At 61.0% G+C, this 17,457-nt stretch carries 20 protein-coding genes and 1 tRNA gene; 10 read left to right on the forward strand and 11 right to left on the reverse strand.

Annotation, left to right across the window (positions count from 1 at the left end):
* Window positions 1-74 precede the first annotated feature (74 nt).
* From QX010_RS23245 to QX010_RS23260, 4 genes are all read left to right on the forward strand, one after another.
* Window positions 75-1,073 carry a formylglycine-generating enzyme family protein gene (locus QX010_RS23245; RefSeq protein WP_316182106.1) on the forward strand — a complete coding sequence of 333 codons (999 nt, stop codon included), beginning with the start codon at window positions 75-77 and terminating at the stop codon, window positions 1,071-1,073.
* 1 nt (window position 1,074) lies between these two features.
* Window positions 1,075-2,142: a methyltransferase gene (locus QX010_RS23250; RefSeq protein ID WP_315804873.1), complete on the forward strand. Its 1,068-nt coding sequence runs from the start codon at window positions 1,075-1,077 to the stop codon at window positions 2,140-2,142.
* 418 nt (window positions 2,143-2,560) lie between these two features.
* Window positions 2,561-2,827 (forward strand): transposase, encoded by a 267-nt coding sequence (locus tag QX010_RS23255; RefSeq protein WP_315804874.1) that lies wholly within the window; start codon window positions 2,561-2,563, stop codon window positions 2,825-2,827.
* Between the two features lie 50 nt (window positions 2,828-2,877).
* Window positions 2,878-3,741, forward strand: coding sequence for an IS3 family transposase (locus QX010_RS23260; protein ID WP_315804875.1), 864 nt, complete (start codon window positions 2,878-2,880; stop codon window positions 3,739-3,741).
* A 31-nt stretch (window positions 3,742-3,772) separates the two neighbouring features.
* Here QX010_RS23260 and ribD read toward each other — a convergent pair whose 3' ends face one another.
* From ribD to tnpA, 7 genes are all read right to left on the reverse strand, one after another.
* On the reverse strand, window positions 3,773-4,858 hold the full coding sequence (gene ribD, locus QX010_RS23265) for a bifunctional diaminohydroxyphosphoribosylaminopyrimidine deaminase/5-amino-6-(5-phosphoribosylamino)uracil reductase RibD (protein WP_315804964.1): 1,086 nt from the start codon (window positions 4,856-4,858) through the stop codon (window positions 3,773-3,775).
* Window positions 4,859-5,628: 770 nt separating this feature from the next.
* Window positions 5,629-5,886, reverse strand: a complete 258-nt coding sequence (locus QX010_RS33095; protein ID WP_409997981.1) for a transposase — start codon at window positions 5,884-5,886, stop codon at window positions 5,629-5,631.
* Window positions 5,887-5,933: 47 nt separating this feature from the next.
* Entirely contained in the window at window positions 5,934-6,104 is a 171-nt protein-coding gene (locus tag QX010_RS23270; RefSeq protein WP_316182109.1) for a hypothetical protein, read from the reverse strand.
* A gap of 136 nt (window positions 6,105-6,240) precedes the next feature.
* Window positions 6,241-7,821, reverse strand: a complete 1,581-nt coding sequence (tnpC, locus tag QX010_RS23275) for an IS66 family transposase (protein WP_316182110.1) — start codon at window positions 7,819-7,821, stop codon at window positions 6,241-6,243.
* A 69-nt stretch (window positions 7,822-7,890) separates the two neighbouring features.
* Window positions 7,891-8,085, reverse strand: a complete 195-nt coding sequence (gene tnpB, locus QX010_RS33100; RefSeq protein WP_409997982.1) for an IS66 family insertion sequence element accessory protein TnpB — start codon at window positions 8,083-8,085, stop codon at window positions 7,891-7,893.
* The gene (tnpB, locus tag QX010_RS23280) at window positions 7,991-8,245 is read right to left on the reverse strand and encodes an IS66 family insertion sequence element accessory protein TnpB (protein WP_409997980.1); all 255 of its coding nucleotides are present in this window, start codon (window positions 8,243-8,245) and stop codon (window positions 7,991-7,993) included. Before tnpB (QX010_RS23280) ends, tnpB (QX010_RS33100) begins: the two co-directional genes overlap by 95 nt.
* Window positions 8,242-9,138 carry an IS66-like element accessory protein TnpA gene (tnpA, locus tag QX010_RS23285; protein ID WP_316182111.1) on the reverse strand — a complete coding sequence of 299 codons (897 nt, stop codon included), beginning with the start codon at window positions 9,136-9,138 and terminating at the stop codon, window positions 8,242-8,244. Before tnpA ends, tnpB (QX010_RS23280) begins: the two co-directional genes overlap by 4 nt.
* 198 nt (window positions 9,139-9,336) lie before the next feature.
* Between tnpA and QX010_RS23290 the strand changes: the two genes are divergently transcribed.
* Entirely contained in the window at window positions 9,337-10,425 is a 1,089-nt protein-coding gene (locus tag QX010_RS23290) for an IS110 family transposase (RefSeq protein ID WP_315804879.1), read from the forward strand.
* 639 nt (window positions 10,426-11,064) lie between these two features.
* On the opposite strand, the gene QX010_RS23295 is transcribed toward QX010_RS23290, so the two are convergent.
* Entirely contained in the window at window positions 11,065-11,973 is a 909-nt protein-coding gene (locus tag QX010_RS23295) for a protein-L-isoaspartate O-methyltransferase family protein (RefSeq protein ID WP_315804883.1), read from the reverse strand.
* A 26-nt stretch (window positions 11,974-11,999) separates the two neighbouring features.
* Between QX010_RS23295 and QX010_RS23300 the strand changes: the two genes are divergently transcribed.
* The 4 genes from QX010_RS23300 (at window position 12,000) to QX010_RS23315 (ending at window position 14,787) form a co-directional block, all read left to right on the forward strand.
* Window positions 12,000-12,680, forward strand: coding sequence for a sigma-70 family RNA polymerase sigma factor (locus QX010_RS23300; protein WP_315804884.1), 681 nt, complete (start codon window positions 12,000-12,002; stop codon window positions 12,678-12,680).
* A complete protein-coding gene (locus QX010_RS23305) occupies window positions 12,677-12,922 on the forward strand; it encodes a hypothetical protein (RefSeq protein ID WP_315804885.1) in 246 nt (81 codons plus the stop codon). Before QX010_RS23300 ends, QX010_RS23305 begins: the two co-directional genes overlap by 4 nt.
* A gap of 406 nt (window positions 12,923-13,328) precedes the next feature.
* Complete coding sequence (locus QX010_RS23310) at window positions 13,329-14,042, forward strand: hypothetical protein (protein ID WP_315804886.1); 714 nt, start codon at window positions 13,329-13,331, stop codon at window positions 14,040-14,042.
* Between the two features lie 520 nt (window positions 14,043-14,562).
* Window positions 14,563-14,787, forward strand: coding sequence for a helix-turn-helix domain-containing protein (locus tag QX010_RS23315; RefSeq protein WP_315804887.1), 225 nt, complete (start codon window positions 14,563-14,565; stop codon window positions 14,785-14,787).
* Between the two features lie 33 nt (window positions 14,788-14,820).
* On the opposite strand, the gene QX010_RS23320 is transcribed toward QX010_RS23315, so the two are convergent.
* The 3 genes from QX010_RS23320 to QX010_RS23330 form a co-directional block, all read right to left on the reverse strand.
* Window positions 14,821-16,047 (reverse strand): tyrosine-type recombinase/integrase, encoded by a 1,227-nt coding sequence (locus QX010_RS23320; RefSeq protein ID WP_315804888.1) that lies wholly within the window; start codon window positions 16,045-16,047, stop codon window positions 14,821-14,823.
* 227 nt (window positions 16,048-16,274) lie between these two features.
* A tRNA-Arg gene (locus QX010_RS23325) sits at window positions 16,275-16,351 on the reverse strand.
* A gap of 116 nt (window positions 16,352-16,467) precedes the next feature.
* Window positions 16,468-16,728: a hypothetical protein gene (locus QX010_RS23330; RefSeq protein ID WP_316182112.1), complete on the reverse strand. Its 261-nt coding sequence runs from the start codon at window positions 16,726-16,728 to the stop codon at window positions 16,468-16,470.
* 223 nt (window positions 16,729-16,951) lie between these two features.
* On the opposite strand from QX010_RS23330, the gene QX010_RS23335 reads away from it, so the two are divergent.
* A complete protein-coding gene (locus tag QX010_RS23335) occupies window positions 16,952-17,395 on the forward strand; it encodes a hypothetical protein (protein ID WP_315804890.1) in 444 nt (147 codons plus the stop codon).
* Window positions 17,396-17,457: the final 62 nt, after the last annotated feature.

Genomic DNA, 17,457 nt, shown 5'->3' on the forward strand with positions numbered 1-17,457 from the left:
TATTCGCGTTGTAGATATGCGACGACATGATAGTGGGTCATCAGGCTGCCAAGCCTCGATTAGGTGTAGTCGAAATGAAGATTAAAGAGGCGTTCTCCGCGATAGCGGAAGAAATCAATGCTATGCCGACCCGGGCCGCGATGGGCTTGCCGGAGCAATACTTAGCGCCAGAGGTTGAGCAACTCACTCACGTCGGGGCGGAGATTTATGGAGCATCTCCGTCGGAACTCATTTCAATCATCGAGACGTGCGAAGCCTCTCTTGAAATGCGACTCGCTGCCGGGCTTTTTCTGGGACTTCTAGGAGATCCCAGAATCAGGGGCGCCGATCCTGAGATGATCGATATTGCCGGGGGTGAGGTGCGTATTGGCCTTCCGCTTAAATTAGTCAGCGTCGTCGCCGATCGCTACAAGGAGCGTGGTGTTAAACAAGAATGGATTGCGAAGGAAGCACCTCGGCACGTCGTCCGACTGGATCCGTATCGGATTGGAAAATACTTAGTCACAAACATTGAATTCGCGACCTTTCTGCGAGAGACGTGGTATCCGGAGGTGCCGACCTCTTGGGCATTTGGCCGCTTTAATCCAGCGCTTTCAAATCATCCCGTTTACTCGGTGAGCGATACAGCGGCAATGGCGTACGCCGAGTGGCTTTCACGTACTACGAGGCGTAGTTTTCGTCTGCCGCGGGAATCCGAATGGGAATACGCGGCAGCCGGTCCAGACGGTCGTGCGTTCCCTTGGGGAGAATTCGCTGAAGATTGCGCGAACACTCTCGAGAGCGGATTGCTTATGACCACACCCGTCGGCTGTTTTCCAAAAGGTTCTTCGTTCTTTGGGGGGCTGGATATGGCGGGCAATGTTGAGGAATGGACATCGGACTTCTACGCAGCATATCCGGGCGGCACAACGATCGGAGACGATCTTGCGACCCTGGCCGCAGCTAGAAACTACCGGGTCTGTCGTGGTGGAGCCTTTACAAGGTTTCAGGATCTCGCGAGGTGCCAGCGACGCCATGGACCAGTAGGGCTGCCTCTTTATCCCATCTCGTTTCGACTGGCGGAGGACATCTAGAATGGACAGCAAGCAATTGGGGACTAGTGATCTCTTCCGTATGGTCGATCAATTTCATGACTCAGCGCTGTTGCATTTTGCACATTCCGTCGGGTTGTTTGAGCTAACAAGCCAACCGCATCATGCTGATGTGTTGGCCGCAAGCATGGGGTGGGTACCCCGTAAAGCCGTGATCTTTCTCAATGCACTCGTGGCAAACGGACTGTTATCGAAGGACGATATGGGGCGTTATCACAATTCGTTAGTGGCGGACCAAAGCCTCGTGAGGTCGCGCGATGGATATATGGGAGGTGTAGTCGAGCATCAGCGCAGGCAATGGAGCACTTGGACACGGATCGGTGAGACGCTTTCGTCAACAGACGTGCTGCCATGGCACCAGGAACACAAGCTCAATGGTGACGAAGCGGCGAACGAAGCGTTCCATCAAGCAATGCGCAATCTAGCGGTCGCCAACCTGCCGTCGTTTCTCTCCTTGCCGTTTCCGTTAGGGACGAAGCATGTGATCGATATGGCTGGGAGTCATGGAACTTATCTCGCGGCGCTTGCCCGAGCAGAACCAGAAGTAACGGGCGAGGTGTGGGACTATCCCGGCGCAGAACGGATTGCAAAGGAGACGTTCCGTGAGTTTGGCTGTTCGGAACGGTGTGCGTTCCGGGCAAAGGATATAACGCTGCCCGCTAGCTTTGCTGGTGTATTGGCCGACGTCGTACTCCTGAACGATTGTCTCCACTATTTCGAGCCTGCGACGGTCCGCGACTTGATTTATCGAGCAGTCGAGGTCCTCAGGTCCGGAGGGCTACTCGTGGTCGCAACTCAGCTTCTAAATACCGACGGGATCTCGCCTGCGGCTGCAGCTGGGTTTTCGATGCATATGATGCTGAACACCACACACGGTGGGCTGCATCCGACCCCGTGGATTGAGGAATTGCTTGCCAGCGCGGGACTCTCGGTTATTCAGCGGCCACTTGATCCTACAGGACGCTATGTCGTCGTAGTCGGTCGAAAGGGTGATGCAAGAGGGCTGTCTCCGGAGTGGAAGGAGACGCGACTTGAAGCGCAAACGCCTTAGCTTACTAAGCTCGCATTGGTGGAAGAGCACACCGCGCGATATGTGAACCTCTGGATCAGATATCGCCGGGCTGAATGCCTATCCGCCGAGTGTCATAGGGCGACGCCATCCAAACACGCCGCAATCGACCCATATGTAGGCAAACGTATGCGGCTAAGTTGCTGGTTCGTCGGTGTGTTTTAGCGGTCGCAGGCTTTTCAGGAAAGGGCGCGTATGATGTTGGGGAGGGATATTAGTTGCCCGAAAGTGATGATAGGTCTGAAAAACGTGGTGTAGGCCACAGTTGGATTCGTAGGGCCGAGCAAGGACGATATTATTAAGGGCCGATCTGGGGTGAAGCAAACATTTGGGAGCGTGACCGTGCCCCTCGGGCATAATCCAGTTTTAAGTTCGTTCTGGCCCCAACGAGGACCAGAGCATGAAGCGCAGCCGCTTTACGGAAGAGCAGATCATCGGGATTTTGAAGGAGCACGAGGCTGGCGTTCCGGTCGCCGATTTGTACCGCAAGCATGGCGTGAGCGACGCCACAATTGACAAATGGAAGGCCAAGTTCGGCGGAATGGACGTCTCGGAGGCCAAGCGGCTGAAGACGCTGGAGGACGAGAACACGCGGCTCAAGCGGCTGCTGGCGGACGCCATGCTGGACAATGCCGCGCTGAAGGATCTCCTGGGAAAGAAGTGGTAACGCCCGCGGCCAAGCGGAAAGCTGTCGCGCATCTCGTGGGCGTTCACGGGATGAGCGAACGGCGGGCGTGTAAAGCCATCGGCTGTTCCCGCATGACGGTCAGATATCAGACGAGCCGGGCCGATGATGCCGGACTGCGGCAGCGCATGAGGACGATCGCCCAGGAGTGCCGCCGCTTCGGCTATCGTCGCCTGCACGTCCTGCTCAAGCGAGAGGGCTACTTGGTCAATCACAAGAAGGTGTTCCGGCTGTACCGGGAGGAACGGCTCACGGTGCGCCGTAGAGGTGGCCGCAAGCGGGCCCTCGGCACACGAGCGCCGATGAAGGTGCCGCTGCTCGCGAATGATCGCTGGTCGCTCGACTTCGTGTCGGATCAGATGACCGATAGCCGGCGCTTCCGCGTCCTGACCGTGGTCGACGACTGCACCCGCGAGTGCCTGGCGTTGGTGGCCGACACCTCACTCTCGGGCGCCCGGGTCGCTCAGGAGCGGGACCGGCTGGTCGCCGAGCGCGGCAAGCCCAAGATGGTGGGTGAGCGACAATGGCAGCGAACTCACCAGCAGTGCCATCCTGACATGGGCCGATCAGAGCCGCATCGCCTGGCACTAATCGCGCCGGGCAAACCCATGCAGAACGCCTTCATCGAGAGCTTCAATGGCCGCCTGCGGGATGAACTGCTGAACGAGACGCTGTTCACCTCGCTCGCCCAGGCCCGCGTTGCGCTCCGATGCTGGCAGGCCGACTATAACGACGGTCGGCCACACTCCCAACTCGGATGGAAGACGCCATCCGAGTTCGCATCCACCTGCAATCCGCGTCGGGATCTGGCGCTGCGCTGTGTCGAAGGCTCCGCGCCAGCTCCCGCCGCCCGCATGAGCACATCCAACCGTCCGAACGAACTCAGACCTGGATAAAACTTGGGGGCAAGGTCAAGCGCTAACTGGATTAAAGTAGACGTTGGGTGTTCTCGTAAATCGTTAGGAGATCTGCATCTAACGACTCACGATGTCGGATCTGGAAGTTTCGGGAGCACGTTATCTGTTCGAGCGGCAACTCAGCAAGGGCATCGATCCCGTTACCGCCGATTGCGCGTTTTCCGTGCAATAGCCATGCTTCATCCACCAGGTTGGCGGCAACGAAGGACGAGGCGACGCGGCTGCCCCCTTCGACAAGCACACGGGTTATGCCTTTGTCTGCGAGAACATGCAGTACGGCAAGAAGATCGAGCCCAGAGCCGCTCGCTGCGCGTACCGTGAAGATCGTGGCGCCGGCTGCTTGCAGATTGGAGGTGTCAATATTGCTGCGATCAGAGGTGAAAACCCAAAGGGGCGTCTGTTGAGCAGAGGTTACAAGGCGGCTTCGATCAGGAATGCACCCATTACTATCGAGAACCACGCGCACCGGGGAACATGATTCCATTCCGGGCAATCGACATGTAAGCAGCGGATCATCCGCAAGAACGGTGCCTATACCTACCAAGATTGCATCCGTCTGTGCGCGCAAAAGATGTATACGATCGCGAGCCGACGGGCCCGATATGACGACAGGCGTTCCACCAGAAGCGCCAATCTTGTGATCAGAAGACAGTGCCAATTTCAGGATGACGTGGGGGCGATGATCCCTGATGCGCCGAAAATGACCGGCGTGGCAATAAGCAGCTTCGTGGAGGTTGATGCCAGTAACGACCGTAATGCCGGCGGCCCTCAGTTTCGCAAATCCCTGTCCGGCTACGACGGGGTTGGGATCCTCGATCGCGGCCACAACCCTTGAGATGCCAGCACCTATAATAGCGTCGGTGCAAGGTGGAGATGTACCGAAATGGCTGCATGGCTCCAGGGTAACGTAGAGTGTCGCACCACGAGCGGCCTCCCCCGCCTGTTTGAGCGCAACCGGCTCTGCATGGGGGCGGCCACCCGGCTGAGTGCTACCGCAACCGACGATCGCGCCGTTTTTGACCACGAGTGCGCCGACACTGGGATTAGGCCAAGTCCTGCCCAATCCAAGTCGCCCGAGTGCGAGCGACAATTGCATGAAATGACGATCACCGAATTGGGAGGATAACACGCGAAGTCTCCAGTGCCGACGATGGCTTGCAACAGATCGGTGGATGCGGAGTGCTTTCGATGTACTAGACAGGATAGGCCGAGCGATCCGATCGGACAACTGCTAGAATAGACGGCCAGTTGCGTGGTTCGGGATATAGGCAGCTGAGCTGCTGAAGGATGCAGCGGTGAATAAGTGGAGGGAACGCTGCCGCTGTAGCCGAGCCGTCTACCGCGGGTCAGCGACCAGTTCGGGATCTTGTCTTCGCTATCAATGCGGAGATGACAAGTCGGGGCTTACCAGCGATCTGTCTGGAGCCGCAGCCGTTGCACGCGGCATGGCATCGACCAGCTCGCGCACCAGCGCAGCGAATGACCGATGTACCCTCGCTAATTAATTGCGGTGACAACCTGACGGTGGAATCGACGGGGCAAGAATGCCGGTGAGGTGTTCGTCGGATCGATGGAAAAGCGCGCCACAAAGCAGAACGACGATCGTGTCGAAGACGCAGGCGGAGAGACCCAAGACGACTCTGTCTCCGTAACCAGGCGTAGGCAAGACGGGATAGTTTTTGCCATAAGGGCGCAGCAGGGGGACTTGGTTCGCCGAGGGCGATGTCCGCCGATAATCTCTTGCCAGCACCTGAGATCCAGCACCAAGACCGCGATATGCGATGTGAGCTGCCGCGGCGGCACCGTCGCGTGTGAAGTCAGCGTCGCGACTGAGCCGCCGCTACACATGCTCAGGTTTTGACATGATCACCGAGCTTCGAGCACCAATTCGTCGAGGCGATTGACGGGATCTCCGTTGATCATCCGCGGCAAGACGTCGTTCAACCTATAAGGTGGGGTGAGCGAGGCGACTATTGTCCAACGACGTTCACCATCGTCGCTACCGGCGAACAGGTGGTTCTTGCGGCCAAGCGTAACAGGACGGATCGCGCACCGGACTGGATCGGTGCCGAGCTCAACCCGACCACGGTTCAGGAAGCGCGTGGCGGTGCCATCGCTCGGCAGGCGGGCTGCGGCCGGAGATCAGGGGAGCTGTGCATCGAGCCAGACGTTCAGAGCGTCGACAGTCGGCTTGAAAACGTCCGGCGCTCGGCAAGACGGTAGGCCGGCGATTGGCTGCGGATGAGCGCCTCGATCGCATGGAGCGCGCCGATCCGGCGCAGGGCCCTTGTTCTGCCAGCAGGAGAGGACATAGGTGATCGATTAGCGAGGTCGACGAGCATCATGCTCTCCGGGTGGACGTACAAGATCGCACAGGGCGCAGCGCGACACGGGCGAGCTTGCATGGCGCTTTTTGTACGACGCCGCACTGTGTGTGCGAGTGGAGCAACTGCCCAGTGACGATGGCGTGCTTGCGCACTACGGAAGAGACCTCGACGCGGGGCAGCTCGGCTTCTCTCGCGATCGCGAGCCTCGTTCCCGGAAGATAACAACGCGGGTGCGTTGGACTTGGCCGGCATCGCCGGACGGGCTGAGGGATGAAAATGAGCGCTCCAATCGATCGCGACCTCGCCGGCCGAGAATGTCCGTCGGCGGCGGCCATCGCAGGGCTGTGGTCAGCTCGCTGATCACTGCCCAGCGATGTCCGCCACCATCGCTGCCGGCGAACAGATGGTTCTGGCGGCCGAGGGTGACGGGGCGGATGGCTCGCTCGACCGGATTGGTGTCGAGCTCGACGCGGCCGTCGTTCAGGAGGCGCGTCAGGCAGTGCCAGCGCGAGAGTGCATGACGGATTGCCTCGGCAAGCGTGCTGCGGCCGGGTACCAGGCGGAGCTGTGCATCGAGCCAGACGTTCAGCGCGTCGACGATCGGCTTGGAGAACGTCCTGCGTTCGGCAAGACGGTAGTCAGACGATCGGCCGCGGATGCGCGCCTCGATGACATAGAGCTCGCCGATCCGGCGCAGGGCTTCTGTCGCCACGGTAGACGCCGTGGCTTTGGCCACATCGTAGAACTTGCGTCGCGAGTAGCTCCAACAAGCTTCGAGCGTGATGTCCTCTTTGGCGGCTAGCTGCTCGAAGCCAGCATATCCGTCGACATGCAGGATGCCCTTGAAGGCAACAAGCTGTGCGACCGGTCGCTCGGCCTTGCGGTCGGGTGCGAACAGGTAGATAGCGGCCGGAGGTTCGGGGCCGCTCCATGGTTGCTGTTCGCGTGCGTTGACCCAGAGCCGCCCCGTCTTGGTTCGTCCGCGGCCAGGATCGAGCACCGGGATCGGCGGGTCATCGGCGAAGAGATGGTTGGAGGCGAACACGTTCTTGCACAGCCGTTCGTGCAAGGCCTCGAGCCACCAGCATGCGCCGCCAACCCAGCCTGCGAGCGTCGAGCGGCAGAGATCGGCGCCATGACGGTCGAAGATCTGCGACTGCCGATAGAGCGGAAGGTGATCGCAGTACTTGCTAATCAACACCTGCGCGAGCAACGCCGGCGTCGCCAGACCGTCAGCGATCAACCGCTCCGGCGCGCCGGCTTGCACGACCTTGTTGCAGGCTAGGCAGGCGTATTTGGGTCTGGTTGTGCGCACGACGCGAAGCTGCGCCGGGACCCAATCCAGCATCTCGCTGACGCTCTCGCCGATCAGATGGAGAGCTCCACCACAGCAGCCACAAACCCTGTCTTGCACGTCGAGCAGAACGTCCTCGCGTGGCAGATGATCGGGCAGCGGACGGCGTCGCGGCGAAGAGTTGGCTTCCGGTGTGAACTTCGGCTGCGCTTCCTCGACGCGGCCAATGTCGCTGTCGAGATCCTCCAGACCGAGTGCAAGCTGGTCGGGGTCGATGCGCTCGGAGCTGCGGCCGAACTGCATTCGCTGCAGCTGTCTGATGATGGATTTGAGCCGCTCGATCTCGGTGTCGCGATGGTCGATCGCAGCGGCAATGTCGCGCACCAGGCGCTGCAGAAGCTCAAGATCGGACGGGAGATTGGTGAGATCGAGCTGCATGTCCGATGGTACTCGAACCGGCCTCCTCGTAGAAGAATCGCAACTCAGTTCATCACTACATTTTGCAGATCATCCTGCAATCGCCGGCTTCCAGATGCGCTCTGGCGCGCGCCAATCGATGCCTACGATCAGCATCGCAAGCTGCGCCGGTGTGAGCGTGATCGAGCCATCATAGGCCGCCATCACTGGCCATCCGAAGCCACCCTGGTCGATGCGTTTCGTGAACAGACAAAGCCCATTTCCGTCCCAGAACAGGACCTTCAGGATCGATGCCTTTTTTGCCGCGGAAGGCAAGCAAGTGACCGGAGAACGGATCCTTCTTGAGCGTGTCCTGCACCAGCATTGCGAGCCCATCCATGCCTTTGCGCATGTCGGTGTAGCCGAGCGCCAGGTGCACCTTCACGCCCGCAGGGACGAACATCATTGCGCTGCATCTCCGCTTTCGATCTGCGTCCGCACCACATCCGGATCGCTTCCGGCGGGAGCGAAGACACGCCGTCCGTCAGCGAGGTCGACGGCCACCATGCCCTCCGGTGGACGCGCGAGATCGCGCAGGGCGCGTGCGGCGGGCATGTCGTCAGGCAGCACAACACGGGCGAGCTTGGATCGCTTCTTTTGCGCGATGCCGAACTGCGCGCGCCAGCGGAACAGCAACCCGGTGACGATGCCGTGCTTGCGCGCGACGGCAGAGACCTTGGCGCCAGGTAGCTCGGTTTCATTGGCGATCGCGAGTTTTTCCTCGTCACTGAAGAAGCGGCGAACCGGTGCCGGCGGCGTCGCCGGATCGCCGATTTCGGCGGCTGTCAAGCGGCGTTCGGGCTGTGAGTTCCTAGCACTAGTGCTAACGGCGGGACGGGCGGAGGGATGAAGATGGGCGCGCCAGTCGATCGTGACCTCCCCAGTGGCCAGTCGGTCGCGCCATTTGCGCAGCGAATGCGGCGACAACTGCATCGCCGCGGCATAGGCGCGGAGCTCCATTCCGCTCCAGTTCAGCGCCTCGACATGCATCGCCCAGAACGCCTGCGACGCCTGGTTGCGCACATCCGAAGTGACAGTGAACCTGCGCTGCTTCTGCCTTCGGAGCGCCTTTTCTCGCTCTTCCCGGGCGCGCCCGCGGCGCAATTCCGTCTGATATTTCTCGAGCTTAAGCGCAGTCTCGTTGCCGGCCAGCCGCTTCAGCCAACGCCGCAACATGTTCTCGGTCAGACGTTGCTGCTGGCAGTATTTGCGGATCCCGAGACCACTGCGACGCCGCGCTTCGATGTGCAGCGACCACCATTCGCGGCGCGCTCTGTTCTCGAAATGTTTGGGTCCCACCGGAGATTCTCCACAGCAGCAGAGAACTCGAAATGGAACGACAACACACGAGGGGGAAGGTGTGCAGAGACCGGACGCTTACACCCGGCCGATTAAAGTGTCGGCGTAATCGGGCGCGCGCAAGGCGAGACAGTGTTGACGGCAAAGGCGCAGCATTGCGGTGGATCAACATTGATTCGCCGAAGAGGACGTCCGCCGATGAAACTCTCAGCAGCGCTCGACACCTCGAGCACCAAGACCGCGATCTGTGTCATGAACAGCCGCGACGGCACCATTGTGTTCGAAGCCAGCGTTTTGACCGATCCGGCGATCATCTTTGAAGCGCTTGCGCCGTATCTGCCGCGGCTCGACAAGGTCGGCCATGAAGCAGGCAGTGTAGCACCTTGGCTGCACCGTGAGCTCGTGTCCCTGGGCCTTCCCATGGTGCTGTTGGAAGCACGGCAGGCAGCGGCGGCCCTGCAGGCGCAGCGCAACAAGACCGACAAGAATGACGCGCGCGGTCTGGCGCATCTGGTGCGGGCGGGCTGGTATCGACCGGTCCACGTCAAGAGCCCGGAGAGCCATAAACTACGGCTGCTCCTCGGTCACCGGCGGACGCTCAAGCGCAAGCTGCTCGACATCGAAAACGAAATCAGACAGTCGCTGAAGGTGTTCGGTCTGTTGGTTGGACCGCGGGTTCAGCGGGCGTCGTTTACGGCGCGGGTGCGAGACCTGGTGGCTCATGACAGTCTGATTGGGGGCATAACGGAATGCATGTTACGGGCCTGGGAAGCACTATGGGCCGAGTACAAGAGGCTGCACGACTTGCTGGTTCAAATGGTCGGACGGGACGAGCTCTGCCGGCGCTTCTGCGCCATTCCAGGCGTTGGTCCCGTGACTGCTTTGACCTTCAAGGCAGCGATCGACGATCCGCACCGGTTCAGCAAGTCCAAGACCGTAGGGGCGCATTTTGGGCTGACCTCCCGGCGCATACAGACGGGCACATCGATCGACATCGAAGGGCACATTTCGAAGTGCGGCGACGGGGAGGTTCGCACCGTACTCTACGAGGCGGCGAGCGCAATGCTGGTGCGTTCCAAGCAATGGTGCGGCATCAAGGCCTGGGGTGTCCGGATCGCAGCCAAGCGTGGCCACAAGCGCGCGGTGGTGGCCGTTGCGCGTAAGCTGGCGGTGGTCATGCATCGCATGTGGATCGACGGATCTGTGTTCCGGTTCGCAGCCGAAGATGAAAGTGCCGCTGAACCGAGTTTTAGCAACCCGACGGCGCGACGACAGAAGATTGGCTGAGCTTCCGCCGATCGGCGGAGAGGCATTTGGTGGATCGAAGCGGATGCGGAGAGCACGCTATCTTGCCGGCGACGACAGCTCGATTGAGACGTCGAGCGCGCTACTGTGTCTGTGTTGCCCCGCGATCCTGACGACGACATGTGCGCCCGCTTGGCAGGCGGGGTTGAGCACGAACTCCTGGATGGACCACCAGATGTCATCACCCCGAGATCACGACGAAAGCCGGACCAATGCCATGTTGTCGACCGCTCGTGTGCAGCCGTATAATATCAAGCAGAGGAGACGATCATGTCGGAGCAGAAGGCGGAGAAGCGCCCGATTACTCCCGGCAAGATAAAAGCGGCTCGCCGGTCGAACAGCAAGCCACTGACATGGCTTGCGTTCAACCGTGCCGGTCGGTCGGTGGGCGTGCCGCGATTGAGAGTTTTCCCAGCGAACTCAAAGATCATTTCGGCACTGATCGTTGCTGTAGCGAACTCTGGCGAAGACTCGGATCATTCCGCGCCAAGGGCAGAATCCGCTACGCGGTCTGCGCCGGCGGATGATGCCGTATCGCGGCCGTGGCGCCTGCGAGTTTGCACTGACGCATTCCGCCCGGGCTGGGTGAAGGCTGTCTTAGACGATGACGCGGATCGCGCATCAGGCGGTGTCGTTGTTGCCGCCTTCGGCCTGCTGTGTGGTCGCATTGACCTCCGATCCCTGTCGCTCCAGCCAGAAGCCGGGGGCCTGGTACCAGACCCGGTCCGACTCGGCGGATGATGGAACGCCACGATGGAGGGCTAGGATCGGAACTCTCATCATCGGCGAGTTCTCGAGGGCGCTCTTCAGCCGGCGGCTGGCGTCCTCATCGCGCCCGTTTGCGCAGGGATAGATGCTGACGCCGCCGATCGACGAGGCCTCGAAGGATGCACCGCGGCGGACCACGCGCAGCAGGAAGCCGGACCAATCTTCGCTGGTCAGCGGGAGCAATAGCCGGCCGTTGTCGGTGAGGCCATCGAGCCATTGCGGAGCGGGATGAGTGCAGCCTGCGAACACGATCACCACGTCATGGTCGCTCGCGTCGGTATCGACGTTTCGGCCGTCGCCCGAGATCACCTGGACCTGCGGCCAGCCCTTCAGGTTGGTGTGGGCTCGAGCGGCCAGAGCCGGGTCGACTTCGATCGCCGTCACCCGCCCGAAGGGCCCGACGATTTCGGCGAGCACGGCTGAATAATAGCCGCTGCCGGCTCCGATCTGCAGCACCCGTTCACCTCTGGCGATATCGAGGTGCTCGAAATTGCGCGCCCAGAAGCTCGGCATCCCATTGTTGAGCTTCCGGGTCGGGTCGATCGAGACCAGGACGTCGTGATAGAGCCAAGTCGGATCGTCGTCCGGGGTGATGAACGGCTCCCGGTAGGGGTAGGGTATGATCTGCCAAGGACCTGGGCCGACGAACGCCTCTCGCGGGACGGCGCCGAAGGCCTCGACGATGTGTGGGTTGCGCAGAATGGGCGTCTTGCAGCGTAGGTCTTCGGCATACCAGCGGCGTGCATTTGCGATCTGATCCACGGTTCTCTCCTCTCAGCATGGAGAGGATGCGGATCTCGGATCGGTCGCGCGGACACGGCGGAAAAGTTTTCCCGAGGCTGTCCGCAACGGATCTGCTCGGCCGCATAATAGGGGTGATGGAACGATCGATTGGCACCCCTGGAGTTGGCTCGAAGGCCGGTCGCACGGTCGCCGATGCGGGGGCGGCCATCGAGGCCTTGTCTGAGACCGATCTGGTGCGGCTGAAAGCTCTGGCGCAATTGTGGAGCCGCGGGCTGCCCGGAGGGATCGGCTGGACCGACGTGCTGCATGAGGCCATCCTCCGCGTTCTCGACGGATCGCGGGTCTGGCCGCTGGGTGTGCCGATCCTGGCTTTCCTGTCCGGCGTCATGCGCAGCCTCTGCGACGATTATTGGCGGCGCGTTAGGAGCGAGCAACGGCTACTGGTCAGCCGCGATGATCGCGGCCAGCACGGCGTCCTGAGCGATCCCGTTGACGAATTGGCCGATCCCGAACGCGTGGCCGTGGCGGTCGCAGGGCTCGCCGAGGTGTTCCGGCTGTTTGCAGGAGATCGGGTCGTGTTGCAGATCATTGATGGGCTGGCCAACGGCCTCACGGCCAGGGAGATCTGCCGCGCCTACCGCATCCCTGATATCGAATACGATACTGCGCGGCGGCGAATGCGGCGCGCGCTGCTCCGCCACCAACGGAATTGGAGCTCGCCATGACACGCTGGCACCCCCGTCTCGAACTCGCGCGCCTGCTCCAGGCGCTCAGCGATGACGTCATTGCGGCGACTGACGAGGAGCTCCGGGAGATCCAGGGACGTGCCCTGGCCGGCACGGCACGTCAGGTCAGGCGTATCGTCAAGGCGGCGCAAGCCGCCGAGGGCGGCGAGCCCCGCATTGTGAGCTCTAGTGATACAGAACGCGGCCTCGAGTCAGTCCTGTCACATCACAATCGGCACTGATCGAGTGGGAGAAGGCCTGGAAGAGTAGGGAGCCGGCCTCTTTGAGGGGCGGTCGGTTGAGGGGACTGCATGCGGTGCACGGCGAGCCTCGCACTGGGGACGCTCATCGTGGTTGACACATCTCGCGCTACCTAGACCTCCGCGACCTGTCGATCGCATGGCGGCGTAGCACAGCGAAGACTCGGCGATATGCGAGTCCGGAGTTGCTGTGGCACAATCGACCTATGTCGCCGTGCGACCATTGCCCGAGTGAGTTGCGCGCTCCGACCAATGCGAGGTCCTGCAAGCTCCTGAGCGGGGCATATACTCTCGTGAGCTTCGCACGCCGTTCCATAGGGGCAGGGTGCCGTCAGGCGGCTCGAGTTCGCGCCGATCTGCATGGGCTCACCTGGACGGTCACCCGCCGGTGACCATTGTCCGTCGCGAGCACAAGGCGCAGTTCACCATCGTTCCGAACGCGGTCTTCGCGGATCCCCGCCTCTCTGTCGAGGCCAAGGGCGTCCTCGGCTATCTCTTGTCGCGTCCCCACAAATGGCACGTCCGCCTCGATCATATCGGGCGAACCCTCCTGGTCGGCCGCAAGAAGCTCCAGCGTATTTTCCGAGAGTTGATAGCCGCCGGCTACGTCATACGCGAACCGCAACGAATTGTCGACGGACATCGGTTCGGCGAGATCGATTACGTCGTCCGTGACGTGCCGGTGCCTGTGGACAAGTCGGCGCGTCCGCGGGGTCGAAAGGGACCTGCGGCTCCGCGGGTCCAAAGGGGACCTGCGTATAAAGACTCACCGCGGGGCCCTGAGGGACCTGCCTATAAAGAACTATATAAAAACAGACCTGATCTGCTGGGAGCACGCGCTTTCGATGGTTGGCCTGACGTCGTCGGCTCGGTGCACGATGAGGTGGCCGAGCTCCAGGATGACGCCTGCCTCGATCCGAGGATTGTCGGCCTTTTCGACGACGCCACTGAAGGTTGGGAATTGATTGTCGCGCTTCCGGACCCAGCAAGGGACGAGTTGCGTCAACGCTACCGGCGGGGTGAGCTCGATCGGTTTGCGATCATGGAGCTCCGGACCCGATACCGACATTTGCCAGCTGGCGGTCGGCCGAAAGTGAGGTAAGCGATCGAGTTGTCGCGGGGCGCCCAGATTGTGCTGGGTGCAGTGACGTGACGAAGCTCCAAACCGGTGGGGAGAGCCGGCAGGGGCGGTTCAGGGGCCGAACCGGAGGCCATGCCGTGTATCGTCCTGATCTCTGCCTCCTCGTGAACATGCGCTGCAAGGCCCAGAGCGGGCGCAGGAGACTGAAGTGAATGGATCGGCTCTTTGTCCGCGCCGATCTCCTTTGAGGCACTCCAAGGACGTCCGGAAGGATTTGGAGAGCTGTGGAACCGAGGCGCAGTAATGGGGGCAACAGTCGCCACACGATGTTGACACTGCGGCTGCCTCTTAGCTGGTCTCGGCATCCGCGCTTCGCTGCAGTTCAGTCAGAATTCTCAACCATCCCAATTGTACGAAATCGCGTCCGAAACTCCGCCTAGGGGACTTCGAATGTTGCCAAGCATTCGCTTAGCCTTCATCGGTCGGATCTGCGTGCCTTCGATGTCGTCGCGGCAATCAAATAAAGCGAGAATACCCCTGGATGCCAAAGCGCGAACCGATGCTTCGAAACGCCGCGGAAAAGCTCTGCCTCACCGTTCCTGAGGCTGCGGTCCTGTCTTCGCTCGGCCAGACGTCCCTTTACAAGGCCATCAAAGAAGGGCGGCTGCGAATCCGAAAGTATGGCACGCGGACGATCATCACGCGCGCAGATCTGGCCTCCTTCCTGGAAAGCCTGCCCGATGCGGCTAAGCAGCCCGAGCGCTGACATCCTCGGCGGGGCAGGGGATAGCTTGAACTTTCAGGCGACCTTCATCGGGGTCACATTGCTCCTTGGTGGTTGCGTTGCGAAGTCTGCGAATGTCTGCATCACATGCAGTCGCTTCTTCAGGGCCTCGCCGCGCTTATAGGCCTTTTCGGCATCATCGCCCGTGATGTGGTGCAGGCAATGCTCGACGATTTCCTCCTCGAAGTGGGTCTGCTCCTGCGCCCAGGTTCGAAACGTCGTGCGGAAGCCGTGCACAGTCAGGGAGTCGTCTCCGGTGAGCTCCTTGAGATACTTGAGCATCGTCATGTTGCTCATCGGTCTCTTCAGACTGCGACCGGGAAACACGAATTCGTCATTGACGCGGCTCTCGTAAGCCTCGCGCAAATAGGTCAACGTCTGCCGGGGCAACGGCGTGCGCTTCAACCGCTCGTTCTTGGTGCTGAGAAAGCCAAGATCCCAGATTCCGTTATCGAGATCGAGTTGCGCCCAGCGCATGTTCTGAACTTCGGCGGTTCGTCCCAGCGTCAGGATGATGACCTCGAGCGCCCGCGCGCTTTGTGTCGAGATGGCGCTGAGCTTGTGCATGAACGCCGGCAGGTCCTGGTAGTCCATCGCCTTGTGGCCGCCCCGTATCGTGCCACGCCGCCGTTGCCTCGGCATGATCGGTTGCAGTCGGCTGGCCCAATCAGCCGGGTTGTCTTTCGGTCGCAGGTTGTGGGCGATCGCTGCGTCGAGAATCTTCTTGATGATCTGGCGAGCGGAGCGCGAGGTCTCAGGCTGCTGCCATATCGGCATGAGCACGTTGACGACATGGGCGGTTTCGATCTCGTGGACCCAGTGCTTGTGGAGCGGGCGGCAGACGACTTGCACGATGCGCTTCAGCTTTGCTTTGGCGGCCTTGTGCCTCATGCCGGTCTCGTAGGTTCGCCGCCATTCCTCGGCGAATTCGCCGAACTGGCGCGATCCCTGCGTGCGGCGTTTCTCGACGTCACGGTGCTCTCGCGGATCGGTCCCCTTGGCCAGCAGTCGCAGAGCGTCGATCGCCTTGTCCCTGGCCTCGGACAGCTTCAGGCCGGTTTCCTTGGCCGAACCAAAACCCATCTTCTTGACGATGCCGTTGCGCTGGTAGCGGAACGCCCAGCGGCGGCCGCCACTTGGGGTAACGATCAGATAGAGGTTGTTGCCGCACGGGTATTCACCGGGCCCGACGGAGAGATAGTTCTTGGCGGTGATCTCGGGCTTCTGAGTTAGAAGCTGCATGGGAGATTCGAACTCCTGTCCCTCGCTGAAAAATGCAGCGTTTCAGGTGAGGGGGATTCTAACTCAGATCGAGGGATGGCCAAATGGACGGTCCGGCGGAGCTCGCCGTCGGTCGCCGATGGTACGCCGCAGCCACCTAAGCTACGAAAAACAACGATCCAACAAGGTGTTATCGTGGGCTTCGGTGATGATCGGCGATGGCGGGTGAAGGGGGGCGAAGACGACCCTGGCGCGCTCGGAGAGATTCGAACTCCCGACCCTCGGAATCGAAATCCGATGCTCTATCCAGCTGAGCTACGAGCGCGCGATGCGGGCCAAATCTCCCGCGTGACCGGGATACCAGACTTGGATGGGCAAGGCCAGCCTCCGTCGGATATCAACGGTCGTTTGCCGAAGCTGGCCGGGCGTCCTTGGATGGCGTCAGAAGCAGGGATGCCGGCGTCGGTCCTGGCCGATATAGGCGGCCGAGCTCTGGTAGCAGTGGTTGGTGGAAGGACCGTCATAGAACGCAAAGGTGCCGGGCAGCGGGCCGGGGCCATAATTGTGCAGGAAGCTGACGGTGTAGGGCAGCCCGTAGTGGTGGCGGTGATGCCGATGATGGCTGCGCGCCTCGGACGTGGTGGGCACCAGGGCGGCAATCGACACGATCAAGGCGGCGGCGAGGGATGCGAGCTTGCTCATGACTTTTCTCTTCTCCGGAAAACGACGTCAAGGCCGGCCGTCCGGCTGATAGCCTAACGCGGAAGTGGCGGAAAGGGTGCGCAAAAGGTGACAATCCGTCAAATTTTTGGCCTTTTCCGCGTGCTTAAGAAGACCATGACAAGGTCCGGCAAGTGCCGTCGCGCATTGGGCCCGAGGCGTTGTCGCGACAGCGCCAGAAAAGACCGGGTTTGCCGTCCTGTCCATGAATCGCCTGATCCCAAGCGTCTTGCTCCTGCTGGTCGCCGCTAGCCCGGCGCGTGCGGATTTGCACATTACGCGCGATCACGGTGGCTACATCGAAGAGTACAAGGCCAAGTACAAGCGCGTCAGGGAAACGCGTCAGCGCGTCATCATCGACGGCATCTGCAATTCCGCCTGCACGCTCGTCTTCGGCTTTGTGCCGCTCAACAGGATCTGCGTCACGCCCAGGGCCAGCCTCGGCTTCCACCAGGCCTATTACGACAAGGCGTTCACGTTCGGCATCAAGGTCACCAGCGTGGAGGGGACGTCCGAGCTGATGTCCTATTACCCCGATTCGGTGAAGGACTGGATCCGGCGCAACGGCGGGCTCACCACCGAGATGAAGCGGATCAAGAACGGCATCGAACTCTGGAAGATCGTCGACCCCTGTCCTGACGTCTGGTGAGGGCACCGCCCGCACGGAAGCTCCGTCCAAGCAGACCTCTGCCGGCAATCCGACCGCGAGCC

Origin of the sequence: Bradyrhizobium sp. SZCCHNRI1009 (assembly GCF_032487575.1) — a bacterium.
GTDB lineage: Bacteria > Pseudomonadota > Alphaproteobacteria > Rhizobiales > Xanthobacteraceae > Bradyrhizobium.